This window comes from Streptomyces sp. NPDC093085 (assembly GCF_040683935.1).
In the GTDB taxonomy this organism is placed as follows: domain Bacteria; phylum Actinomycetota; class Actinomycetes; order Streptomycetales; family Streptomycetaceae; genus Streptomyces.
Genome location: NZ_JBFBFB010000005.1, coordinates 123,053 through 146,219, shown reverse-complemented (window position 1 = coordinate 146,219; position 23,167 = coordinate 123,053). Strand labels below are relative to the sequence as shown.

Sequence of the window (23,167 nt, the reverse complement as noted above, 5' to 3'; positions counted from 1 at the left end):
GATCCCGGGCTAGGACGGTCGTCGCATGAGACGAATGAGACGGATGGGGCGGATGAAGCGCCGCCGCGTCCGATCCCCGCTGTTCACCTCGGTGTTCACCCTGGTCGGTCATGGCTCCAGGATGAACCCGGGGAGGTGCGCGGATGGGGATTTTTCCCCACCGCCACACCGTTCCGGAGGAAGGTCCGGACCAAGGGCCGGACCGGGGGCCGGACGAAGAACCCGGACAGGTTTTTCCCCAACCGATCGTCAACTCTCCTATAGTGGCCACCGTTTGCGCACTCTGAGTAGACAAACATCTCGGAGGAAGATAAGAGTCGGCGTCGAACCCGTCGTCATATACCGGTACCCAGCTCTACCCCTACCCCCACAGAGCCCCGTCCCACGCATCCCCCGCCGCTCCGTTCCGTCTACGAGGTAGCAGAATTTGCGCCGCTCACTCCGCTACACCGCACCGGCCCTGCTGATATCGGCTGCCGCCAGCGGCCTCCTCTGCTTCTGGGCCGTGTCGTCCGACGCCCCCGCCGCCGTACGGACACCACTCGCCTGGGGCGCCGCCGCCGCGGTCGTCGCCGCCGTCACGGCCGTCGCCCAGCTCACGGCCTCCCGCGAGCAGCAGCGCGAGAAGAACTCCCTGCTCAACGCCCATATCGAGCAGCTCAACGGCGACCTCGCGCGGGCCCAGGAGGAGATCCGGCGGGCCAACGCCGACGCCCGCGCCAGCGCCGAGGCAGCCTCCCGCAGCGAGACCAACCGGGCCGCCGCCATCTCCGCCTGCGCCAACGCCGCGGGCCGGATGCAGGCGCTCGCCACCAGCATGCTCGCCGACCTCCGCGAGATGGAGCACGCCCACTCCGACGAGGACGTCCTCGGCGACCTGCTCCACCTCGACCACCGCACCGCCCAGGCCGGCCGCCTCGCCGACTCCCTCGCCGTGCTCACCGGCGCCCGCTCCGGGCGGCGCTGGGCCAAGCCGATCGTCATGGAGTCGATCCTGCGCGGCGCCATGGGCCGTATCAGCGGCTACCAGCGCGTACGGCTCCACTCGACCAGCGAGGTCTCCATCGCCGGGCACGCCGCCGAAGGCGTCATGCACGCGCTCGCCGAACTCCTCGACAACGCTGCCAACTTCTCGCCGCCCACCGCCGAGGTCCATGTCTACGTCGAAGAGGTCCCGGCCGGGATCGTCATCACCGTCGAGGACAGCGGCCTGGTCATGAGCGACGTCCAGCTCCGCCGCGCCGAGCAGGCCGTCACCGTCGTCCCGGACGACCTCAGCGGACTCTCCGGCACCCGGCTCGGCCTCTCGGTCGTCGGCCGCCTCGCCCGCAAGCACGGACTGACCGTCTCTTTCCGGCCATCCGCGCGCGGCGGCACCGGCGCCCTGCTGATGCTCCCGCAGGACCTGCTCAGCCAGGCGCGCGGGATGAGCCTCGCCGGCCAGGACCAAGCCCCCCTGCTCACCGGAGGACCGATGGGAACGGGCCCCGGCGGCTCCACCTCGCCCGACGCCGCCGAAGGCCTCGCGGGCACCCCGATGTCCTCGCGGCTCCGCCGCCGTACCGCCGCCCCCGCGCCCGGACCGCACCCGGCCGCCGCCCACACGGCCGCCGTCTCCCACGCGCCCGTCCCGGAGCCCGCCCCCGACCTGGCCCCGGCGCCCGCCACCCCGGCGCCCGCCATCCCGGCCCCGGTCGCCCGCGCCTCCCGGGGCGCCGAGCGAGGCGCGGGAGACCGGGGCGCCGACCGGGGCGCCGACCTGCCCCCGGCCGCGCCCAAGCGGGTCCGCAGACACGCGCCCCCGGCCCCGGCCCCCTCCGGCCCCTCCTCGGCCCCGCCCGCCAGACCCGCCCCCACCGGACAGCACCGGGGCCTCCCGGACGAGGAGGAACCCCCGGAGCTGGGCGAGAGCGGGCTGCCCAAGCGCCGCCGCGGCCGTACCCTCGCCGCCTCCATGCGCCGCACGGGAGAGGCCAACTCGCCCGCGCGCTCCACCCCGATACCCCCCGCTGACCCGGCCGTCCAGGCGGCCCGGTTCAGCAGCTTCCGCAAGGCCGTACGGGACAACCCGCACACCCCGGCCACCACCATGCACCCGGACCCGGAAGGCGATTCCCGATGATCGGCAGTCCCATCGACGAGAAGTTCACCTGGCTCCTGGAGAACCTCCTCCAGCGCACCCCCGGCGCCCGCCACGCGCTGGTCCTCTCCCGGGACGGCCTCAAGCTCTGCCGTACCCCCGAACTCTCCGAGGACCAGGCCGACCAGCTCTCCGCCATCGCCGCGGGCATCCAGAGCCTGTCGCACGGCGCGTCCATAGAATTCGGCGACGGGCGGGGCGGCGTGCGCTCCGCCATGGCCGAGTTCTACGGCGGCGTCCTGCTGATCGTGGAGGCCGGGGACGGCGCCCACCTCGCCGTCGTCGCCGGTGAGGACTCCGATGTCGGGGTCGTCGGGCACAACATGAGCGAACTGGTCGAGCAGCTCGGCGAGTACCTCAGCGCGCCTCCGCGCCACCCTGAGGACGCCACCGCGGGATCCGTATGAGCGGCCCGGGGTTCGGCGGATGGTCGGGGCGCTCAGGGCGCCCCAGCCGGGACGACTCGCCCGACCGGCTGTACACCCTCACCGGAGGGCGCAGCAAGTCGGACGCGAGCATGTTCGACCTGGTCACGCTCGTGGTCGCGGAGTCGGCCCCGACCCCGGGCATGCAGTCGGAGCACGCCAAGATCCTGCGTATCTGCCAGACCCCGACGGCCGTCGTGGAGGTCGCCGCCCAGCTCAAACTGCCCGGCAGTATCGTCCGGATCATCCTCACCGACCTGCTCGACACGGGCCGTATCACCGCTCGCCACCCCCGTACGGCCCGATCGGCCGGCCGGCTTCCCGATCCCGACCTCCTGGAGCAGGTGCTCGTTGGACTCCGCAACCTTTGAACGGCCCACCGGCCCGACGCCGGCCGGTCCGTCCCTCGCCACGACCGCCGACAACGGACTGAAGATCGTTGTCGTCGGTGGCTTCGGCGTGGGAAAGACCACGATGGTCCGTTCCGTCAGTGAGATCCGTCCCCTCAGCACCGAGGAGACGATGACCCGCGCGGGCGAGGGGATCGACGAACTCGCCGACCTCGACGGGCTCCACCAGAAGTCCTCGACCACGGTCGCCTTCGACTTCGGCCGCATCTCCCTCGACCAGCACTCGGTGCTCTACCTCTTCGGCGCGCCGGGGCAGGAGCGCTTCTGGTTCCTCTGGGACCGGCTCTTCGCCGGCACGCTGGGCGCGGTGGTCCTGGTCGACACGCGAAGACTCGCCGACTCCTGGTACGCCATCGACCGGCTGGAGCACTACGGCACGCCGTTCATCATCGCCTGCAACGACTTCGGCGGCCCGCACCACACGGCCGAGCAGATCCGCGAGGCGCTGGACATCGACCCCGAGGTGCCGATGGTGGAGTGCGACGCGCGGGACCGGTCCTCCAGCAAGTACGTCCTGATCACGCTGGTCGAATACCTGGCCACGCTCGCCGCACGCGCGGCGCGGCATTCGTGACGTACGGGAAGGACATGACGTACGGGATGGACGGCAGGGACGGGGCGTACGGTACGGACACCCCGTACGGTACGGACGCCGCGTACGGTACGGACGCGACGCACGGAGACGCGGCGTACGCCCCCGGCCCCGGCGGCTACGCCGACGGCTTCCCCGAGGACGCCGTCCACCTCGGCGGGGCCCGCTTCCAGAGCGACCCCACCGCCCTCTACCGGGAGCTGCGCCGCGACCACGGCGCCGTGGCCCCGGTACGGCTCGACGGCGGCCTGCCCGCCTGGCTGGTCCTCGGCTACCGCGAACTCCACCTGGTCACCGCCGACTCCGCGCTCTTCAGCCGCGACCCCGCCCGCTGGAACCAGTGGCCCCGCGTCCCCGCCGACTGGCCGCTCGCCCCGATGATCGGCCGCAACCAGAACTCCGTCCTCCACACCGTCGGACAGCACCACCGCGAGCGCGCCGGGGTGATCGCCGAGGCCCTGGAGTCCGTCGACCCGTTCGTCCTCAAGCGGTACGCCGAGGAGTACGCCGACGACCTGATCGACGGCTTCTGCGCCTTCGGCCGTACGGAACTGATCTCCCAGTACGCCACCCTCCTCCCGGTCCGCGTGCTGGCCCGCGTCTACGGCTTCCCGGACGAGGAGGGCCCGTACATCGTCAAGGCGCTCAACGACCTGACCGACAGCGGCGAGAACGCGCTCGCGGGCCAGCGCTGTCTGTCCGAGTCGGTGGCCGCGCTGGTCCGCGAGAAACATGTCACCGGCGGCCACGACGTCCTCTCCCGGATGCTCCGCAACCCCTACGGGTTCACCGACGAGGAGGTCGTCCAGGACCTGATGGTGATGATGGTCGCGGGCCACCAGCCCACCGCCGACTGGATCGGCAACTCGCTGCGGCTGATGTTCACCGACGACCGGTTCACCGTCTCGCTCTCCGGCGGCCGGCACAGCGTCCCCGAGGCCATGAACGAGGTGCTCTGGGAGGACACCCCCTCCCAGAACGTCGCGGGCCGCTGGGCCACCGCCGACACCACCCTCGGCAACCGGCGTGTCCACGAGGGCGACATGCTGATCCTGGGCGTCGCCGCCGCCAACTACGACCCGCAGGTCCGTACCGACAGCTACACGCTGACCGGCGGCAACAACGCCTTCTTCTCCTTCGGCCACGGCGAACACCGCTGCCCGTTCCCGGCCCAGGAGATCTCGGAGGTGGTGGCCCGCGCCGCCATCGAGGTGCTGCTCGACCGCCTCCCCGACATCGAACTCGCCGTCCCCGCCACGTCGTTGAACTGGCGCCGCTCCCCCTGGCAGCGGGGGCTCGCGGCGCTGCCGGTGCGCTACACACCGGCGCCGCCGTACGGGAGGGCGTAACCGCCCCGCCGTACGGAAGGGCGTAACCGCCCCGCCGTACGGGAGGGCGTAACCGCCCCGCAGTCCAGACAGTCCGCGCAGTCCAGGCAGTCCCGTCCCGGATCCACGGAGGTGCGACATGAACTGTCCCTACGCCCACGGCGGTTCCGCGGCGGCACCGGCGGAGGGCCCGGTCGTCCTCGACCCGTTCGTCACCGACCTGGACGCCGAGAGCGCCGCGCTGCGCGCCGCCGGACCGCTGGCGCGCGTCGTCCTGCCCGGCGGGGTGGCCTGCTACGCGGTGACCCACCACGCCGAGGCCCGCGCCGCGCTCACCGACCCCCGGCTGGTCAAGGACATCGGCGTCTGGGACGCCTGGCGGCGCGGCGAGATCCCGCTCGACTGGCCGCTGGTCGGGCTCGCCAACCCCGGCCGCTCGATGCTCACCGTGGACGGCCCGGACCACCGCCGCCTGCGCGCGCTGGTCGCCCAGGCGCTGACCGTACGCCGGGTGGAGCTGCTGCGGGAGCGGATCGGCGAGCTGACGGCGGGGCTGCTGGACGGGCTCGACGGCCTGGACGGGCTCGACGGTACGGGAGCCCCGTACGGTACTGACTGTACGGACGGTACGGAGCCGCCGTACCGTCCGTACCGTACGGAACCGGTCGACCTGAAGGCGGCGTTCGCGTACCGCCTCCCCATGGGCGTCATCAGCGAGCTGATGGGCGTCGACCCGGGCGACCACCCCCGGCTGAAGGAGCTGTACGGGGAGTTCTTCTCCACGCAGACCCCGCCGGAGCGGGTCCCCCTGGTCGTGGCGGACCTCGCGGAGGTCTTCACCCGTGTCATCGACGCGAAGCGCGTCACCCCGGGCGACGACCTGACCAGCGCGCTGATCGCCGCCTCCGAGGACGGCGACCGGCTGGCCCAGGACGAGATCCTGCACACCCTGATGGTGATGGTCGCGGCCGGCCACGAGACGACGATCTCCCTGATCGTCAACGCGGTGGTGGCCCTGGAGACCCACCCGGAACAGCGCGCGCGGGTGCTGGCCGGCGAGATCCCCTGGGAGAACGTGATCGAGGAGACCCTGCGCTGGTCGGCCCCCACCTCGCATGTCCTCTTCCGGTTCGCCACCGAGGACATCGCGTTCGGCGGCAGCGTGCTCCCGGCGGGGGAGGCGCTGCTCGTCTCGTACGGGGCGATCGGCCGCGACGAGCGGCAGCACGGCCCCGACGCCGGCGCCTTCGACGCCACCCGCGAACCCAACCGCCACCTCTCCTTCGGCCACGGCCCGCACGTCTGCCCCGGCGCCGCGCTCTCCCGTCTTGAGGCGGCGGTCGCCCTGCCCGCACTGTACGGACGCTTCCCCGGGCTGAGCCTCGCCGTACCGGCGGCGGAGCTGCGGAACATGCCGGTGGTCACCCAGAACGACCTGTACGAGCTGCCGGTGCGGCTGGGGCGGCTGGGGCCCGGAGGCGCCTGACCACCGATGTGGGGGCCCGTGCGGAGCCCGAGCGCGCCGCTGGTGCAGGCCCGAGCGGGGCCCGGCCCCGGGGTCTGAGCGGGGACGTCTCACCGGACGGACACGTTTCCGTCCCGTTTCGGAAACGGCTAGGCTCGCGCCGTGGCCGATATCCAGATTCCCGCTGACATCAAGCCCGCCGACGGCCGTTTCGGCGCAGGCCCCTCCAAGGTGCGGACGGAGGCGGTGGACGCGCTGGCCGCCACCGGTACCTCGCTCCTCGGCACCTCCCACCGCCAGGCGCCGGTCAAGAACCTGGTCGGCTCCGTACGCGCCGGGGTGAGCAGCCTCTTCTCGCTGCCCGAGGGGTACGAGGTCATCCTGGGCAACGGCGGCTCCACCGCCTTCTGGGACGTCGCGACGCACGGTCTGATCGACACCAAGTCGCAGCACCTCTCGTTCGGCGAGTTCTCCTCCAAGTTCGCCAAGGCCGCCAAGCTCGCCCCCTGGCTCGCCGACCCGACGGTGATCTCCGCCGACCCGGGCTCGCACCCGGAGCCGGTCGCGGAGGAGGGCGTGGACGCGTACGCCTTCACCCACAACGAGACCTCCACGGGGGTCGCCGCCCCCGTCCGGCGCGTCGCGGGCGCCGACGAGGGCGCGCTGGTGCTGGTCGACGCGACGTCCGGCGCGGGCGGTCTGCCGGTGGACATCGCGGAGACGGACGTCTACTACTTCGCCCCGCAGAAGTCCTTCGCCGCCGACGGCGGTCTCTGGATCGCGGTCTTCTCCCCGGCCGCCCTGGAGCGCGCCGCCCGGATCCACGGCTCGGGCCGCCATGTCCCGGAGTTCTTCTCGCTGCCGACGGCGATCGACAACTCGCTGAAGAACCAGACGTACAACACTCCGGCACTGGCCACGCTCTTCCTCCTCAACGAGCAGTTGGACTGGATGAACTCCCAGGGCGGCCTGGAGTGGACGACCGCCCGTACGGCCGCCTCCGCGCGGAACCTGTACGGCTGGGCCGAGGCGTCCAAGTACGCGACCCCGTTCGTGGTCGACCCGGCGAAGCGCTCGCAGGTCATCGGCACGATCGACTTCGCGGACGAGATCGACGCCGCCGCCGTCGCCAAGGCGCTGCGCGCCAACGGCATCGTGGACACCGAGCCGTACCGCAAGCTCGGCCGCAACCAGCTCCGCGTGGCGATGTTCCCGGCGATCGACCCGGCGGACGTCGAGGCGCTGACGGCGTGCGTCGACTACGTCATCGAGCGCCTCTGACGCCCTTCCGTCGCGTCGGCCACGGGGCCCGTCGGACCCCCCTCACGGGGCTCTGACGGGCTCCGTCGCGTCGGCCCGGTACGGCTGCCGACCTGACAGGCCCCGTCGCGTCGGCCCGGTACGGCTGCCGGGGGCGGTCAAGGGCCGTCAAGGCCGGTCAAGGGCTGCCGGGGGCTGTCGGACGTTGCCAGTGGGCTGTCCGGCGCCGCTGTGGAAAAGGCGTGGCTGCCTGTCGAGTCGTGGTGCGAAAATCACTCCGCATCGTGATCCAGATGAGCGTCCCGGAGGTCCGTATGGACATCGCCCCCCTGCTGCCGATGACCACGCCCCGGTTGTCGCTGCGCCTGTTCACCCCCGGCGACGCCGACGACCTCCACGCCTACCAGAGCCTGCCGAGCGTGGCGCGCTACCTGTACCGGCCGGCGCACACGCGGGAGCGCAGCGAGCAGGTCGCCGCCGAGCGCGCGGCGCACTCGGTCTGGCGCGCCGACGGGGACAAGGTGGCGCTTGCCGTGTGCCGCCGCGGTGAACCCGGCGTCCTCGGCGAGGTGACGCTCACCCTGGCCGACGCCCGCGCGGCCCAGGCCGAGATCGGCTGGACCCTCGACCCACGTCACCAGGGCCACGGCTATGCGACCGAGGCGGCCGGGGTGCTGGCCGGGTTCGCCTTCGACCGGCTGGGCGTGCACCGGCTCTACGCACGGCTGGATGTGGAGAACACCGGGTCCGTGCGGGTCTGTGAGCGCCTCGGGATGCGCCGGGAGGCGCACCTGGTCGAGAACGACCTCGACGGGGACCGCTGGGGCAGCGAGTACGTCTACGCGGCGCTGGCCGCGGACCTCGCCGTTCGGCCGGACGCCGGACAGTCGAGCCCGACGCCGCCGAGCCCGGCCCGGGAGGGGCGCTAACTCTTCCTGCGGGCGCGCCGGTAGCCCAGGTAGAGCAGGGCGCCGGCCGCGAGGACGATCGCCCCGACGGTTGGGTTCCCCGGGCTCCCGGCCCCGCCCGTATCGCCGCCGCCGGAGCCCGCGGTGGCGTCCTTGCCGCCCCCGGAGCCGCCCCCGGCCCCGGAGTCGCCCCCGGAGCCTGCCCCGGAGTCGGAGCCCTGGCCCGGCCTCTTGTCCAGGTCCACCCGGATCACGGGGCTCTGCTCCCCCTCCGAGCCGAACATCAGGGCCGTCCCGTCGAGCGTGTACGTCACCGACTCGGCCTGCCGCTGAAAGGGCGCCGATACGGAACGTACCGCCCCCAGCTTGCCGTTCTCCCAGACGTACGACCGCGCCCCGATGTACGACCGCAGCGTCAACTCCTTGCCGTCCGGCGAGAACGCCCCGTCCGTCACCCAGGGCACCTCGTCGATCCGGCGGAAGACGTTCGTCCCCGACGGGCTGAGCGTCGCGGGCCCCTCGTACAGCCCCCCTCCCCCCTTGTTCTTCGACGCGATGTAGACCCGCCCCGTCGTGGGGTGCACCATCAGCGACTCCGCGTCGCGGGGCCCGTCCGCGTACTCCACGGTGAACTGCGTGACCCGGACCGTCGCGTCCCTCAGTTCCTTCGGCTCCGGGAAACGGTAGATCCAGACGTGGTCCCAGGCCCCGTCGAAGTTGTCCCCGATGTCCCCGACGTAGACGTTCCCGTCCGGCCCGATCGAAATGGCCTCGACATCCCGGGCCTCCCCGATCCCGGCCATGGTGATGGTGGCGACGGTCTCGCCGGTACGGGAGTCCACGGCGTACACCTGGGGCCCGTAACCGCTGTCGTTGTGCGTCCAGTACACCCCGGGGTGGCGCCGGCTGGCCGCCAGACCGCTGGACTCCTTGATCCGCGCGTCCCTGATCGTGAAACTCTGGTCCGGCTTCCCGTCCTCCGCGACCGCGACCGGCCCCCCGCCGAGCACCACCAGAGCCGCCGCCACGGACGCGGCCAGGAGGGCACGCGGTACGTACCGCACGGGCGGTACGTACGGTACGCGCGGTACACGCAGTACAGGCGGTACGTACGGTACGCGCCGGGCGTCACGCGGGGGGATACGCATCCCCCCAGCCTGCCATCACTCCCCGCGGCGCCCGTGCCCGCCGGGCTATTTGTCGTCGGGCCACAGCCGGAACGCGGTGTGCCCGGTGAGGGGGCGCACCATCCGGAAGCGACGGCGGTCCAGGGTCAGGATCGAGTCGGTGTGGTACTCGGATGCCATGACGACGCCGGTCAGGCGCCGGGTGGGTGGCCCGGGGGCGCGGCCGTGTCGTTCGGCATGACCAGGGTGCCGTTCACGCCGAACGTGGCGATCAGCAGCGACAGCCGCTGCCGCGCGGAACTGCCCCGATCCGGGGCGCCGTTGGCGTCGTCGCTCGGGGCTTCCGTGACGGGGGGAGGTTCCACGGGGTTCATGGCGATGGGCCTTTCGCCTCGGCGCGCGGTGGGGGGCGGTGGCGACATGCGGTGACCGTAGCGTCACTCGGGTGGAGTTTGCAAGTATGTACCGGGCCAAGGAGGGGTTCGGGTATGCGTCGAGGGCGCCCCGGCGGGGTCGCGCACGGGGCTTCTGGCGCGGCGCGGGCGGTTTTCAGTCCGGGAGGTGATCGAACATGCCCGTTTTAACGCTTGAGATGAACGTCGCGAACTTGGCTCGGCTGGTCTCCGCTATCACGTTCGGGTCGTCACTCTCGCGCAGAAGGATCGCGCCGTCGCGGCGGGCGATCTGGACGCACTGTGCTCCGACCTCGGAGAACGACGACTTCTGCCACTTGATACCTGAATTCATGACTTGACTTCTCACAGTTCACGTGCGATGTGGTGAATGAAGCTGCGCGACTCGGCGGGCTCCAGAGAAGCCTGCTCGGCAACTTCGAACACCGTGCGGTGGTTCTCCAGATCTGTAGGCGTGTCGAGGAAGCGGCCGTCGTAGCTGTTGTCGAGGTGGACCGTGTCGAGCTGGGGCACGACGCCGCCCGCGTAGAGCGCGGTCTGGGTGAGGCGGGTGAAGTCCTCGCTGGCGAAAGGAATGACGCGGATCATGATGTCGGGCCGCTCCGACATCTCTATGAGGTATTCGAGCTGCTTGCGGGTGGCCTTCCGGCCGCCGATCCGCATGCGCAGCGCGGCCTCGTGCACGATGGCCTCAAGGTCCGGCGGGTTCTCCTGGTCGAGCAGGGCGCTCCTCCGCAGCCGGTGCTCGGTACGCGCCCGCACTTCGTCGGCGGGCAGCCTGGGAAGTGCGGACCTGAACAACGCCTGTGTGTACTCCTCGATCTGGAGAATTCCGGGGAACGTCACCGGCTGTAGATAGCGCAGGTATTCCGCGTGGTGTTCCATCTCCGAGACGTCGAGGAAGCTGGGCGGTAGGATGCCGCGGTATTCGTCCCACCAGTACTGGCCGCGACGCTCGTTCGTCATGGCGCAGAGGGCGTCGATCAGGGCGGCGTCACCGCACTCGTAGTAGACCGCCAGCTTGCGGACCCGCTCCTCGCTGATGCCGAGGCGGCCACACTCGATGTTGCTGATCCTGGATTGATCCGTGGAGAAGAGGCCGGCCGCTTCGCGGGCTGTCTTTCCAGCTCGTAGCCGCATCCTCTTCAACTCTGTACCGAGGCGCACCTGTCGGACGCTCGGGTTGTCCCTTGGCGGCATGTCACCTTCCTTGTTTCCCGAAACAGTCTCCCGCGCGGTCGTCGAGCTGGTCCACTCAGGGTCATCAGATCGAGGTACATAGGTGGACCGGTAACTCTAGTTACCCCTACCGTTGTCCAGGCGTCGCATCGCGCGTCAACCAGACCGGAGTGCGGCCGCCCCGCGCGCCATAACCCTGTGCCGGTACGGCCGCCGCCACGCATGGCGAGCAACGCAGCGCATCCGTTCGTCTCGTTCGTTTCGTATCGCATCGCGTTGGAGGACGACATGGCCATGGTGACCACCCTTCCCCTTCCGCCCGCACCGCCGCAGCCGCATGGCGGGGAGAGCTACCGGCTGCTCCTGCCGAACACGGCGGGCGCGCCCAAGATCGCGCGTGACTTCGTCGCGTCGCTGCTGGCGGTGAGCAGGCATCTTCCGCTGGTGGACGACGCGCGGTTGTGCGTGACGGAGATCGTCACGAATGTGCACCGGCATACCGGCACGGACCTGATCCGGGTTCAGGCGACCGTCAGCCGCGAGCTGATCACCGTCTTCGTGTCCGACGACAACCCCTGGGCGCTGCCGGTACCCGGGGTGCCCGGCGCGTCCGGCGCACCCGGGGCCGGGTCCGGGGCCGGGTCCGGGCACGAACCGGAGGCGGGGCAGGGGCTGTTGCTCGTCACGCGGCTGGCGGTGGCGTGGGGCGCGACGTTGTACGGGGGGTGCGCGCCGACGCACAAGGCGGTCTGGTTCACGCTGGCCAGGAGCGCGGACGCGGACGCTGACGCGGGGGCGGGGGCGTGACGGAGGGCGTGACCGGTGGCCGGGGGTGGGACTTCGTGGTGGCCGGCATCTGTCTGGTGCTGGTGGCCGGAGGGCTGGTGTTCACCCCGGCACCGGGCCGCCGCCGATCGGCCGGGGGTGGGACTTGGGATGGGGCCGAGGCCGGGGAGGGGAGTGCTCTGAAGTGCGTCTGCCGGTCCGCCTGCTGGGGCGAGGGCGGGGCGTCGTGCCGCCGGGGCCCCGTCGCACCCCGGGATCCCGCGCACGGTGGTTCCGTACCCCAGGGTTCCGCCGATAGCTGATAAGTGCTGGTCCCGTGGCCGATCGCCCTGATGGCCCTGGGCGATCGGCCGCTGCCGGTGGTTGGCTGGGGCCATGGAGATCCTGATTCTGGGTGGTACGGCTTGGGTGGGCCGGGAGTTGGCGCGGCAGGCGCTGGAGCGCGGGCACGGGGTGACGTGCCTCGCGCGGGGCGACAGCGGGGACGTCGCGCGGGGCGCGCGGCTGGTGACCGGGGACCGGCGCTCGCCGTCGGCGTACGAGGGGCTCGGCGGCGGTGAGTGGGACGCGGTGGTGGAGGTGTCCTGGCAGCCCGGCTTCGTGCGCGGGGCGCTCGACGCGCTCGGCGGGAGGGCGCGGCACTGGACGTACGTATCGTCCGTCAGCGCGTACGCGTCCCAGGCGGATCCGGGCGCCGACGAGTCCGCCGCGCTGCTCCCCCCGACCGGCCTGAGCGAGGTCGGCGCGGAGGAGTACGCCGAGGCGAAGGTGGCGTGCGAGCAGGCGTCGGAGGCGGTGGTGGGGGACCGTCTGCTGATCGCGCGGGCCGGTCTCATCGGCGGCCCCGGGGACCATACGGGGCGTACGGGTTACTGGGTGGCGAGGGCGGCACGGGACGGGCGGGGCCCGATGCTGGTGCCGGATGCGCCGGCCGCGCCGACGCAGGTGATCGACGTACGGGACCTGGCGGCGTGGGTGCTGGACGGGGCGGAGACGGGGATCACGGGGGCGTACGACGCGGTCGGTCCGGTCGTACCGTTCGGGGAATGGGTCGACCTGAGCCGGGAAGCGGGCGGGCACACCGGCCCGGTGGTGAAGGCCGACCCGGCATGGCTGCTGGCCCAGGGCGTCGCCCAGTTCGCGGGCCCGGACTCCCTTCCCCTGTGGCTGGCCGAACCGGAGTCGCGGGGCATGCTGGCCCGCAGCGGCGAGGCGGCCCGCGCGGCGGGGCTGCGGGCACGCCCCCGGGCGGAGATGCTGGCGGACACGCTGCGCTGGGAGCGGGCCGAGGGCCTGGACCGGGCACGGGGCGCGGGCCTGAGCGCGGAGCGCGAACGGGAGTTGCTGGGGGAGTTGGGGGAGTTGGGGGCGCTGGAGGAGCCGGGGGCTTGACGGGGCCGGTTGTTTCGGTGGGTGGTGGGAGGGGTGCGGGTGGTCCGCCTTGCGGGGCATCCGCACCCCATCGGCCCACCCCACCCGCCCCGTCCGGCTTCAGCGCAGGTGGGAGCAGTCGGAGTTGGGGGTTCGGGTGAGGGTGATGACGTGGTCGAGGCGGTCGCGTACGGCCAGCAGGTCGGTGATCTGCTGGTCGATGCGGGTGCGTTCGGTGACGAGTTGGTCCAGGAGGCCCGAAGGGGCCGCGCTGCCCCCGTCCACGCACGGCAGGATCTCGCGGACCACTCGGCTCGGGAGACCCGCCGCGTACATCTGCTGGATGAAGCGGACCCGGCTGACGGCGGTGCCGGGGTACTGGCGCTGGCCGCCGGGGCTGCGGCTCGACCGGAGCAGGTCCTGTTCCTCGTAGTAGCGCAGCGCACGGACGCTCACGCCCGCCTGGTCCGCGACCTCGCCGATACGCATCGTTTCTTCCTTTTCTGATCGCATCTGCCCGGTATGTTCGGACTTGTCTCCGGATTTGCATCTGACGTCAACGTCAGGTTTTAGCGTAGCGGGCGTCGGCACTCGCCGACCACACATCCCCTGTGGAGAGGCGGAACGTCATGCGCGCAGTCCGGTTTCACGAGTACGGAGGCGTGGAGACCCTCGTGGTCGAGCAGGTGCCGGAGCCGCGTCCCGGGCCCGGGGAGATCCGTATCCGCGTGGCGGCGGCCAGCGTCAATCCGATCGACTGGAAGGCGCGGGCCGGTGCGCTGCGCGGGATGATCTCCGTGGAGCTGCCCGCGATTCCCGGCCGGGACGCCGTCGGCGTCGTCGACGAGATCGGCGCGGGGGTACGGGGGGTGAGCGCCGGCGACCGGGTCTTCGGGCTGGGCGGTGTCACCGGTGCGACGGCGGAGCTGGCCGTGCTCTCGGCCTGGGCGCACGCGCCGGCCGAGTGGACGGACGAGGAGGCGGGCGGCGCCGCCCTGGCCGCCGTGACCGCGATGGGCGGGCTGAACGCGCTCGGGCCCCTGCGGGGGCGCACCCTGCTGGTGGAGGGGGCCGCCGGGGGAGTGGGCAGCGCGGCGGTCGAGATCGCGGTGGCTCGGGGGGCCACCGTGATCGGGACGGCGAGTGAACGCAACCACGCGTTCGTCGCCTCCCTGGGGGCCGTTCCCACCACGTACGGCACCGGCCTCGCGGAGCGCCTGGCCGCGCTCGCTCCGGGGGGCGTCGACCTCGCGCTGGACACCGCGGCCTCCGGTTCGCTGGCCGACCTCGTCGCGATCGTGGGCGACCTGGCCCGCGTGTCGACGGTCGCCGACCATGCCCGCGCGGCGGAACTGGGGGTGCGTGTGGTCAACGCGGAGAACGACTCTGCTCTGTTGGCGGAGGCGGCCGAACTCGGGCGGCAGGGCCGCTACACCCCGCGCGTCGAGCGGACGTACCCCATCGAACGGATCGCGGAGGCACACGCGTACGCCGGGCGCGGACACACGCGGGGGAAGATCGCGATCCGCGTCTGACGGAGCCCGGGCCCCCGGACCCCCGGCTCCCGTCCGTACGTACGTACGTAACTCTCGCCGACGCGAACCACCGCCGGCGGCCGTGAGAATCGCCCGCGAGCGTGCCGGAGAAGGCATGCGCGAGGGCAGAGGAGCATGGGTGATGGGGTTGCGTGACATGGTGCGGGGGCCGGTGAGGCGGGGGAGGGTGCGTCGGGGGCCGGTGGGTGGAACGCTCACCGGCCCTTCGCGTGGGGGCCGGCGCCTGGTGGCGCTGTTCACGGTGGTGGGCGCTCTGCTGGCGCTGCTGACCGCTGTCGTGCCCGGCGCCGCGCCGGCGATGGCCGCCGACGACGGCCAGGAGCCGAGGCTCGGCTCGTGGAACATGCAGGGGGCGAACGACGGCACCGGTGGCGGACGCGAGTCCCGGTGGAATACCGGCGTCCCGAGGATGTTCAGCCGGGAGGGGGTGCAGGTACTGGCGTTGCAGGAAGCCGGTACCAATCCGCCGGAGGGGGCGGTGTGGACCGATCGCCGATTCGACGACGACAACCTGAGCGAGCATGTGTACACGCTGTCAGGGGTCGGTCCCGTACGTATCTACTGGGCCCATTTCGGTCAGCAGCGAAACGGCCTGGCATTTGTGACTCAGGAGACCGTCCGGGACGCTGCCCTGATCCGGGTGAACGGTGAGCACAATTCACGTCCGATTCTGGGCGTACTCATCGGGGAGATCTGGTATTTCACCACCCACGCCCTCTCGGGCACCGATGACAGCGGGGGTGCCGATGCCGAGGAGATCGTCGACGCGGTGCGCCACTATATGCGGACGCACGCACCGGTGAACGAATGGCGGATCGCGGGCGACTTCAACCGCAATCCGTCCAGGATGCCCGCTTCCATTCAGCGCATGATCGTCCGGACGAATCAGCCGACGCAGTACGGCGGGGACGAGCTCGACTACGCCGTCTTCAGCGACCGCAACAACCGGACGGTCGAAGCCGCCCGGGTCGGCCTCAATTCCGACCACTGGGGCATTACGTTCACCAACGCCGGCGGATGCGGTGCGGGTGGCGCTCCGAGGTCGGGCGCGGCGCTGGCGGGTGCGGCCCTGGCGGAGGTCGGGAAGGCGGCCGACGACGAGTGCGACCGCAACCCGGTCCCCGGCTACACCTACCGGGCCTACGTCACGGATGACATCGGCAGTCTCCGCATGCTGACCCGGATGGAGGTCGGCCCGGCGCTGGTCAAATCGGAGAAGGACGTGCCGCCTACGGCATCGGTCGACATCGAGGTCGGTTTCGGATGGCGCCCCGACACGTACAAACTGCACATGGGCAACCAGTGTTTGTCGCACGAGCTCGAAGGGCGGAGTCCCAAGGTCTCCTTCGGGCCGTGTGATCTGGGAGACCGCCGTACGGACTGGACGTTCTCCGGCCCGGGTGCGCTCATCGACCCCGATTCCAAGGAGACATGGAGCCTCGGGCCCTACCGGAGGGGATTCGGGGCCACCTTCCTGGGGATGGAGATGCGGACGGAGGTGTTCGACTGGACCTTCCTCGACCCCTCCCAGGGATTCCCGTCCAGGCCGACACCGCCCCATGCTCCGGCGCGGCCCGATTACCGTCTGATGGCGGTGGGCGACTCGATCACGTACGGCGTGGGATCGACGGGTGAAAACGGTTACCGGAAGATGCTCTGGGGCGAACTGGAGAAGGACGGGACCAGGCTCAACTTCGTCGGGTCGAATTCCTCGGGGAACATGTCGGAGCCGTTCCACGACGGATACCGGGGCTATCTGATCGATGAGATCGCGGAGAGAGCGGCACGGGATGTCAAGGACATGCGCCCGAACGTGGTGACCTTGATGGCCGGGACGAACGACATCCAGAAGGACCGGGATGTCGCGGGCGCTCCGGCCCGGCTCGGCAAGCTGATCGACCAGCTCCAGGACGGCTCGCCCGGGGTGGCGATCGTGGTGGCGACGCTGGTCCCGGTCAAGGGCGACCCGCCCGCGCAGGAGCGGCGCAACGCGTACAACGAGAAGGTGCGGGCCCTGGTGAGGGATCGGCAGGACCAGGGGGAGAGCCTGGTCCTCGCCGAGATGGGGCCGATGACCGACGACATGCTCGCGGACCGGCTGCACCCGAACGACGCCGGGTACGCCTACATGGCGGACGAGTTCGCCCGGGCCATCGCGATCGTGGCGGACATGGGGCTGATCGACAAGCCCGCGGATCTCCAGCACCGGCCCGACGACTGCCCGGCGACGGGCGGCGGTTGGAAGGAGCTGGGGCGGATCGCGCAGGGTCCGATCAACGGTGACAGCTCCAATGCCGGGATCACCGGGCGGGTGGAGCTGGCGGACTTCGACGGTGACGGCCGGGTGGATTACGCGGTCGTGACGGACACGGGTGCGGTGTATCTGTGGACGCGGACCGCCGCCGGTGGCTGGGAGAACCGGGGGAAGGTCGCCGAAGGCACCGGGAATCCGGGCTCGGAGGTGCGGTTCGCCGACCTCGACGGGGACGGGCGCGCCGACTACCTGGTCGTGCATGACGACGGGTCCGTCGAGGCGTGGCGGAACAACAATGTGGCGGTTGACGGGGGCAAGGGCTGGGTGTCGGTGGGGACCGTCGCGGCGGGGACGGGGAATTCCGGTTCCACGGTGCGGTTCGCGGACATCGACGGCGACGGGCGTGACGATTACGTGGTCGTACACGACAGCGGGGCGGCCGATGCCTGGCTGAACCAGGACGTCTTCGCCGAGGGCAGGAGCGCCTGGAAGAAGCTGGGGGAGATCGCGGAGGGGACCGGGAATCCGGGGTCGAAGGTGCGCCTGGCCGATCTGGACGGGGACGGCGCGGACGACTACCTGGTCGTCCACAGTGACGGCTCGGCGGAGGCGTGGCTCAACGAGGGGGTTGCCAAGAAGCTGGGCAAGGGGTGGAAGTCGATCGGGAAGATCGCCGCGGGGACCGGTATGGAGGGGTCGGTGACGGTTCAGTTCGCGGATGCGGACGCGGACGGGGACGCGGACTACTTCGTGGTCGGGTCGGCGGGGACGGCGACCTGGTGGGAGAACGCGGACGTGGCGACGCGTGCGGACAAGGAGAACGGGTTCAAGAAGCGGGGCGTGTACGGGGATCACAAGCTGGACGCGGCGAACAACGCGCGGACGGTGCACTTCGCCGACCTCGACGGTGACGGCGACGACGATTACGTGCTGGTCGGCCCGAAGGGAGAGGTCGAGGCCTGGCGCAACGACGATGTCGCCACGCGGGGGACGAACGCGTGGATCAAGGTGGGGCGGGTCGCCGAGGGGGTGTCGCCCGGGAAGAACGAGCGGGTCGTCTTCGCCGACATCAACGGGGACGGGCGGGATGATTATCTCGTCGTCGACGACACCAACGGCCGGGTGCGCGGCTGGCGCAACGACGGGGTGTTCGAGAAGGGCATCACCGCCTGGACGAATCTCGGGGTCATCGCGCAGGGTCCCGCGCTGGCGGCCGAGGGCGAGGTGCAGTTCGCGGACATCGACGGGGACGGCAAGGACGACTACCTCGTGGTGACCTCCGGCCACTCCGTACACGCCTGGCGGAATCTGGGGACGAACGCGCCGGGTGGGGGTGGGTGGTCGACGCCGTATCTGATCGCCTCGCCGAAGGACAAGGAGTCCATCCCGGCCGGGCAGAAGACCCTGTTCGCCCAGATGAACTGTGATCAGCGGGCCGATTATGTGCTGCGTGATCCCGCCGACAACAACGCCCTGTACGGGTGGCTGAACCTGGGCGGGTTCGACAACAAGTGGTCGGAGAAGAAGAAGGTCGCCTACGGGGTCGCGATGGGCTTCCCGGTGGAGGTCCACCTCGCCGATCTCGACGGTGACGGCATGGACGACTACCTCGTCGTCGACCCGAAGAACGGCGCCACCCGCGCCTGGCTCAACAGGGGCGGAAACCAGGGCACTCCATGAGCCCACGGCACTGCCCGAGCGCGTGAGTCTGTGAGTGCCCGAGCGCGTGAGCGCGTGAGTGCTGAGGGCCGTGTGATCCGGTGATCCGGTGATCCGGGGAAGCGCCCGGCCGGGGGAGATCCTCCGGCCGGGCGCTTCGCCGTGTACCCGCCCGGCGGCTGATGCGGACAAGTAAGTCAAGCCTTACTTTTACGGAAATCCATCTGCATAGTGGAGGGCCGAGTCGAGGGGAGCACGGTTTTGCCGCAGTTCAACCACGGTGCCGCGGGACAGGTCGAGGCGGAGCAGGCCCAGGTGTCCGCGATGTACCGGCTGCTGGACGACCGAGTGGCCGATACGCGGGCCCAGTTGGCCGACGTACTGAGGTCGCCGGCCGAGAGCGCCGGAGAGGTGTACGCGCGGGACGCCGCCGCCGAGCATCTGACCCGGCAGGCCCGCCGGTTCGCGGAGGCCGAGGAAGGGCTGGTCTTCGGCCGGACCGACGGCGCGGACGGCACCGTCCTGCACATCGGACGGCTCGGCCTGCACCGGGACGACCGGGATCTGCCCCTGCTCGTCGACTGGCGGGCGGATGCGGCGCGCCCCTTCTACACGGCGACGGCCGTCCACCCGATGGGGCTGCGCCGCCGCCGTCATCTGCGCGTGGACCACCGTGCCGTACGGGCGGTGAGCGACGAACTGCTCGACGGGTCCGCCCCCGTGGCCGGCGACATCGTCGGCGACGGCCCGCTGACCGAGGCGCTGGAGGCGCGCCGCACCGGGCGGATGCGTGCGGCGGTGGCGACACTCCAGGCCGAGCAGGACGCGATCGTCCGCTCCCCGCATCGGGGGGTGACGGTGGTGCAGGGCGGGCCCGGCACGGGCAAGACCGTCGTCGCGCTGCACCGGGCGGCGTACGTGCTGTACGCGTTCCCGCGCGCCGCCGAGCGCGGTGTCCTCGTGCTCGGCCCGAACGCGCGGTTCCTCGACTATGTCTCGCGTGTGCTCCCCTCGCTCGGGGAGAACGATGTGGCCCTGGCGACCTACGGGGAGCTGGCCGGAGCGGCGCACACCGCGGTGGACCCCTCCGCCATCGCACGGCTCAAGGGCCGCTCCGCCATGGCCGGGGCACTGGCGGGGCTGGTGCGCTCCTGGCAGGCGCCCGCGGAGGCCCGCTCCGCGATACGGGTGGGGCCGGCGCGGGTCCGACTGACGGGCGCGGATGTCGCGACGGCACGAGCGGCCGCGGTGGCGAGCGGCCTGGCGAGCAACCGTGCGCGCGAGGTCTTCAAGGAACGGTTGATCGACACGGTGACCAGCGCGCTGGAGCGTGACACCGCCGAGGCTCTCGCCCGTATCGACGCCGAGAGCGCCGAGATGGCAGGGAGCGCCGGGGGCACGGGCTTCGACCTCGACGCCGCGGCCGATGCCGATCTGCGGGCGCTCGGCTTCGACGGCGCGGCGGCCGCCGACCCGGCCGAGATGTTCGACGCGGACGCGCTGCGCGCGGACCTCGGGGACGACGCCCATGTCGAGGGTGCGGTGGATGCCCTCTGGCCACGGCTGACGCCCGAACGGGTCGTACGGGCCCTGCTGACGGACGCCCGCGCCCTGGCCGCCCATCTGCCGTCGCTCACCGACGACGAGCGTGGCCGGCTGCTGCGCTCCGCCGACGCCCCGTGGACCGACGCCGACGCGGCGCTGCTCGACGAGGCGGCGAACCTGGTGGACGGGCCGCCGGGGCGGACGTTCGGGCATGTCGTCGTGGACGAGGCCCAGGAGCTGACCGCCATGGAGTGGCGGATGGTGCTGCGCCGGTGCCCGGCCAGGTCGATGACGCTGGTGGGCGACTTCGCCCAGGCGGGCCCCAAGACGGAGGCGGACGACTGGTCCCAGGTGCTGGGCCCGCATCTCGGGACCCGGTTCTCCCCGCACACCCTGACCGTCAGCTACCGCACGACCCAGGAGATCCTGGCCACGACGCGCGACCTGCTCGCGCGGATCGCCCCGGGCCGGGCGCCGAGCCGCGCCATCCGCCGGGGCGAGCCTCCCCGCACCCGTACCGCGCGGCCGCACAGACTCGCCGCCGTCGTGGCGGAGGAGCTCCGGGCGGAGGCCGCGGCCCATCCGGGCGACCTGCTCGCCGTGGTCTGCGCGGACTCCCGGCTCGACGGCATGGCGTCGGCCGGTCTGGCGCGGTGGGCGCGGCTCGTGCCGGTGTCCGAGGTCCGTGGTCTGGAGTTCGACGCGTGCGTCGTCGTCGCGCCCCAGGAGATCGCCGGGGCCCGGCCCGGCGGCGAACGCGACCTGTATGTCGCCCTCACCCGTGCCACCAAGAGGCTCTGCCTGGTCGCCGTCCACCCCGGGTGAACATCACGGCCCCGGGGCCCGGGGCCCGCAGCCCCGGGCCCCGGGGCCCGGTCTCCTTGCTCCCTGCTCCTTCTGCTCCCTGCTCGTTACTCCCTGCTTCTCACTCCGCTGCCCTGCCCTTGGCCTGCGCCGTGTCCGGCTCCGTGTCCGGCTCCGTGTCCGGCTTCGTGTCCGGCTTCGTGTCGGGCTTCGTGTCCGGCTTCGCTTCCGGCTCCGTGCCCGGCTTGGTCCCCGCCGGTGCCTCGCCGTCGTACGCCTGGAGGAAGTGGTTCCGGAACGTGTCCATCCGCCAGACCGGGGCGTCCGGCTCCGGCTTCAGGCCCTCGTGCCAGTTCCAGCCGGAGATGCGCTCCATCACCGCGGGGTCGCGGGCCACGATCGAGACCGGGACGTCCCAGTCGGCACCCGGGCCCGTGACCCGGCTGTTGGGCTGGTGGTCGCCGAGGAAGACCAGGACCGTGTTGTCGTCGCCGTACCGCTCCAGCCACTCGATGAGGCTGGTCAGCGAGTACTCGATCGACGTGCGGTACGCGACGCGCAGCTTCGCCGGGTCCTTCAGGGTCTCCGTCGGGTCGGTGCCCTTCTTCTTGATGCCGTGGTAGATCGAGCCGTCCCCGATCTCGTCCCAGCCGACCATCGTCGGCAGCGGCGACCACGGGTTGTGGCTGGAGGCGAGGACCATCTCCGTCATCAGCGGCTCGCGGTCCTTCTTGCCGTGCTCCAGCCGCTCGTACGCGTCCAGGCTGTACTGGTCGGGTACGGGCGACCAACTGAACTTCGGGCCCTGGTAGCCGATGTTCCGCGAGTCGTAGATGTTGTCCAGGCCGAAGAACTTCCCCTCCGGCCAGGAGCGGGTGACGCCCGGCATGATGCCCACCGTCCGCCAGTCGCCGGTGCGGCCGAAGGCGCTGGTGAGGGTGAGGCGGTCGCTGGTGGTGACGGTGCGGTAGCGCTGCTGGTTGTTGACCCACATGCCCGACATGAACGTCGTGTGCGCCAGCCAGCTCCCCGCGCCCGACACCGGCGAGGTGAGGAAGCCGCTGCGCGCCTCGAAGCCGGCCGCCTTCAGGCGTTCCGTGCCCTCGTTCAGCACCTCGGTGACCGGGGGCCCCATCTCCGGGTCCTCGATGGCGCTGCGGCCGTAGCTCTCGATGAACGTGAAGATGACGTCCTTGCCGCGCAGCCCCGCCAGCAGTTGGTCGTTCGGGACGTTGCGGAACCGGTCGTTCGCCGCCGCCTTCTGGAACTCCTTGCCGTCCCGCAGGCCCGCGCTGACCAGGTCCGCGTGGTTCTGTACGAGGTCGGTGGTGGTCCGGGAGGCGACCGGTGTGCCCGCGATTTCGAGGCCGAGGGCCATGCAGGTGACCCAGACGGTGCTGAAGAGGAGGGCGGTGCGGGTGGTGACGCCGTTGTGGCGGTTCATGAGCGCGTTCAGCCGTACGACCGCGAGCGTCATCAGCACGACCACGGCGACCGCGAGGACCGCGACCCCGATCACGGCGAGGACCCCGCCGGCCTGGCCGAGGGTGTCCCGGAGGAACGACTCGGCGTTGCCGAAGAGGATCCAGTCGAGGAGGAGGTCGAAGGGCCGGTCCAGGACCGAGGAGAAGCCCAGGTCGAGGAAGGTGAGGAGGGTGAGCAGGCCCAGGGTCAGCCCCATCACCGCCGCCGCGATCCGGCTCGCGCGGGAGGGCAGGAGGAGCAGGACGGCGGTGCCGATGATGCCCTCGACCGGAAGGTGGACGAAGGAGCTGGGGGTGAGCAGCTCGGTCTCGTTGGGGAGGACGAGGGCGAGGTAGACGAAGACGGCCGCGAGCACGGTGAGCGCGACGGAGGCGGACCGGGCGAGAACGGGGTAACGGGCACGTATGCCCAGGGGGGCGGCCTCCGGAGACGCACCGGCCCCTAGGGGGGCGGCCGGTGC

19 protein-coding genes and 1 pseudogene are annotated in these 23,167 nt (G+C 71.6%); 13 read left to right on the top strand and 7 right to left on the bottom strand.

Annotated elements, in window-relative coordinates:
• The first annotated feature begins 427 nt into the window (after window positions 1-427).
• The 8 genes from AB0O07_RS17130 to AB0O07_RS17095 all read left to right on the top strand — a co-directional run bounded on the left by AB0O07_RS17130 (window position 428) and on the right by AB0O07_RS17095 (window position 8,549).
• On the top strand, window positions 428-2,122 hold the full coding sequence (locus AB0O07_RS17130) for an ATP-binding protein (protein WP_365633460.1): 1,695 nt from the start codon (window positions 428-430) through the stop codon (window positions 2,120-2,122).
• Complete coding sequence (locus tag AB0O07_RS17125; RefSeq protein WP_365633457.1) at window positions 2,119-2,547, top strand: roadblock/LC7 domain-containing protein; 429 nt, start codon at window positions 2,119-2,121, stop codon at window positions 2,545-2,547. Before AB0O07_RS17130 ends, AB0O07_RS17125 begins: the two co-directional genes overlap by 4 nt.
• Window positions 2,544-2,936 carry a DUF742 domain-containing protein gene (locus AB0O07_RS17120; protein ID WP_365633455.1) on the top strand — a complete coding sequence of 131 codons (393 nt, stop codon included), beginning with the start codon at window positions 2,544-2,546 and terminating at the stop codon, window positions 2,934-2,936. The genes AB0O07_RS17125 and AB0O07_RS17120 overlap by 4 nt, the downstream gene beginning before the upstream one ends.
• Before the next feature lie 58 nt (window positions 2,937-2,994).
• Window positions 2,995-3,549: an ATP/GTP-binding protein gene (locus tag AB0O07_RS17115; RefSeq protein WP_365634243.1), complete on the top strand. Its 555-nt coding sequence runs from the start codon at window positions 2,995-2,997 to the stop codon at window positions 3,547-3,549.
• Window positions 3,546-4,916 (top strand): cytochrome P450, encoded by a 1,371-nt coding sequence (locus AB0O07_RS17110; RefSeq protein WP_365633452.1) that lies wholly within the window; start codon window positions 3,546-3,548, stop codon window positions 4,914-4,916. The genes AB0O07_RS17115 and AB0O07_RS17110 overlap by 4 nt, the downstream gene beginning before the upstream one ends.
• Window positions 4,917-5,034: 118 nt before the next feature.
• Window positions 5,035-6,381 carry a cytochrome P450 gene (locus AB0O07_RS17105; RefSeq protein ID WP_365633449.1) on the top strand — a complete coding sequence of 449 codons (1,347 nt, stop codon included), beginning with the start codon at window positions 5,035-5,037 and terminating at the stop codon, window positions 6,379-6,381.
• Between the two features lie 141 nt (window positions 6,382-6,522).
• On the top strand, window positions 6,523-7,641 hold the full coding sequence (serC, locus tag AB0O07_RS17100; protein ID WP_365633446.1) for a phosphoserine transaminase: 1,119 nt from the start codon (window positions 6,523-6,525) through the stop codon (window positions 7,639-7,641).
• A gap of 293 nt (window positions 7,642-7,934) precedes the next feature.
• Window positions 7,935-8,549, top strand: coding sequence for a GNAT family N-acetyltransferase (locus AB0O07_RS17095; protein ID WP_365634240.1), 615 nt, complete (start codon window positions 7,935-7,937; stop codon window positions 8,547-8,549).
• Here the strand turns inward: AB0O07_RS17095 and AB0O07_RS17090 are convergent.
• The 5 genes and pseudogenes from AB0O07_RS17090 to AB0O07_RS17070 all read right to left on the bottom strand — a co-directional run bounded on the left by AB0O07_RS17090 (window position 8,546) and on the right by AB0O07_RS17070 (window position 11,268).
• Window positions 8,546-9,592 (bottom strand): WD40 repeat domain-containing protein, encoded by a 1,047-nt coding sequence (locus AB0O07_RS17090; RefSeq protein WP_365633443.1) that lies wholly within the window; start codon window positions 9,590-9,592, stop codon window positions 8,546-8,548. The genes AB0O07_RS17095 and AB0O07_RS17090 overlap by 4 nt on opposite strands.
• A gap of 129 nt (window positions 9,593-9,721) precedes the next feature.
• Window positions 9,722-9,841 (bottom strand): annotated as a pseudogene (locus AB0O07_RS17085) (VapC toxin family PIN domain ribonuclease); the annotation flags it as partial.
• Window positions 9,842-9,846: 5 nt separating this feature from the next.
• A complete protein-coding gene (locus AB0O07_RS17080) occupies window positions 9,847-10,077 on the bottom strand; it encodes a hypothetical protein (protein WP_365634316.1) in 231 nt (76 codons plus the stop codon).
• Between the two features lie 127 nt (window positions 10,078-10,204).
• Window positions 10,205-10,402, bottom strand: a complete 198-nt coding sequence (locus AB0O07_RS17075) for a DUF397 domain-containing protein (RefSeq protein WP_365633440.1) — start codon at window positions 10,400-10,402, stop codon at window positions 10,205-10,207.
• 11 nt (window positions 10,403-10,413) lie between these two features.
• A complete protein-coding gene (locus AB0O07_RS17070) occupies window positions 10,414-11,268 on the bottom strand; it encodes a helix-turn-helix transcriptional regulator (RefSeq protein ID WP_365633437.1) in 855 nt (284 codons plus the stop codon).
• Window positions 11,269-11,541: 273 nt separating this feature from the next.
• On the opposite strand from AB0O07_RS17070, the gene AB0O07_RS17065 reads away from it, so the two are divergent.
• On the top strand, window positions 11,542-12,054 hold the full coding sequence (locus tag AB0O07_RS17065) for an ATP-binding protein (RefSeq protein WP_365633434.1): 513 nt from the start codon (window positions 11,542-11,544) through the stop codon (window positions 12,052-12,054).
• A gap of 354 nt (window positions 12,055-12,408) precedes the next feature.
• Complete coding sequence (locus AB0O07_RS17060; protein ID WP_365633431.1) at window positions 12,409-13,425, top strand: NAD-dependent epimerase/dehydratase family protein; 1,017 nt, start codon at window positions 12,409-12,411, stop codon at window positions 13,423-13,425.
• A 99-nt stretch (window positions 13,426-13,524) separates the two neighbouring features.
• On the opposite strand, the gene AB0O07_RS17055 is transcribed toward AB0O07_RS17060, so the two are convergent.
• Window positions 13,525-13,893, bottom strand: a complete 369-nt coding sequence (locus AB0O07_RS17055; RefSeq protein ID WP_365633428.1) for a MerR family transcriptional regulator — start codon at window positions 13,891-13,893, stop codon at window positions 13,525-13,527.
• A 140-nt stretch (window positions 13,894-14,033) separates the two neighbouring features.
• On the opposite strand from AB0O07_RS17055, the gene AB0O07_RS17050 reads away from it, so the two are divergent.
• The 3 genes from AB0O07_RS17050 (at window position 14,034) to AB0O07_RS17040 (ending at window position 21,243) form a co-directional block, all read left to right on the top strand.
• On the top strand, window positions 14,034-14,939 hold the full coding sequence (locus tag AB0O07_RS17050) for an NADP-dependent oxidoreductase (protein WP_365633425.1): 906 nt from the start codon (window positions 14,034-14,036) through the stop codon (window positions 14,937-14,939).
• Between the two features lie 247 nt (window positions 14,940-15,186).
• Window positions 15,187-18,894 carry an FG-GAP-like repeat-containing protein gene (locus AB0O07_RS17045; protein ID WP_365633422.1) on the top strand — a complete coding sequence of 1,236 codons (3,708 nt, stop codon included), beginning with the start codon at window positions 15,187-15,189 and terminating at the stop codon, window positions 18,892-18,894.
• Between the two features lie 240 nt (window positions 18,895-19,134).
• Complete coding sequence (locus AB0O07_RS17040) at window positions 19,135-21,243, top strand: ATP-dependent DNA helicase (protein ID WP_365633419.1); 2,109 nt, start codon at window positions 19,135-19,137, stop codon at window positions 21,241-21,243.
• Window positions 21,244-21,343: 100 nt separating this feature from the next.
• On the opposite strand, the gene AB0O07_RS17035 is transcribed toward AB0O07_RS17040, so the two are convergent.
• Complete coding sequence (locus AB0O07_RS17035; RefSeq protein WP_365633416.1) at window positions 21,344-23,062, bottom strand: sulfatase; 1,719 nt, start codon at window positions 23,060-23,062, stop codon at window positions 21,344-21,346.
• Window positions 23,063-23,167 lie beyond the last annotated feature (105 nt).

Excerpts from the sequence above, each read along its gene's own strand:
- AB0O07_RS17125 (WP_365633457.1), top strand. The coding sequence starts at position 2,119 with ATGATCGGCAGTCCCATCGACGAGAAGTTCACCTGGCTCCTGGAGAAC.
- AB0O07_RS17120 (WP_365633455.1), top strand. The coding sequence starts at position 2,544 with ATGAGCGGCCCGGGGTTCGGCGGATGGTCGGGGCGCTCAGGGCGCCCC.
- AB0O07_RS17105 (WP_365633449.1), top strand. The coding sequence starts at position 5,035 with ATGAACTGTCCCTACGCCCACGGCGGTTCCGCGGCGGCACCGGCGGAG.
- AB0O07_RS17095 (WP_365634240.1), top strand. The coding sequence starts at position 7,935 with ATGGACATCGCCCCCCTGCTGCCGATGACCACGCCCCGGTTGTCGCTG.
- AB0O07_RS17080 (WP_365634316.1), bottom strand. The coding sequence starts at position 10,077 with ATGTCGCCACCGCCCCCCACCGCGCGCCGAGGCGAAAGGCCCATCGCC.
- AB0O07_RS17075 (WP_365633440.1), bottom strand. The coding sequence starts at position 10,402 with ATGAATTCAGGTATCAAGTGGCAGAAGTCGTCGTTCTCCGAGGTCGGA.
- AB0O07_RS17070 (WP_365633437.1), bottom strand. The coding sequence starts at position 11,268 with ATGCCGCCAAGGGACAACCCGAGCGTCCGACAGGTGCGCCTCGGTACA.
- AB0O07_RS17065 (WP_365633434.1), top strand. The coding sequence starts at position 11,542 with ATGGTGACCACCCTTCCCCTTCCGCCCGCACCGCCGCAGCCGCATGGC.
- AB0O07_RS17060 (WP_365633431.1), top strand. The coding sequence starts at position 12,409 with ATGGAGATCCTGATTCTGGGTGGTACGGCTTGGGTGGGCCGGGAGTTG.
- AB0O07_RS17055 (WP_365633428.1), bottom strand. The coding sequence starts at position 13,893 with ATGCGTATCGGCGAGGTCGCGGACCAGGCGGGCGTGAGCGTCCGTGCG.
- AB0O07_RS17050 (WP_365633425.1), top strand. The coding sequence starts at position 14,034 with ATGCGCGCAGTCCGGTTTCACGAGTACGGAGGCGTGGAGACCCTCGTG.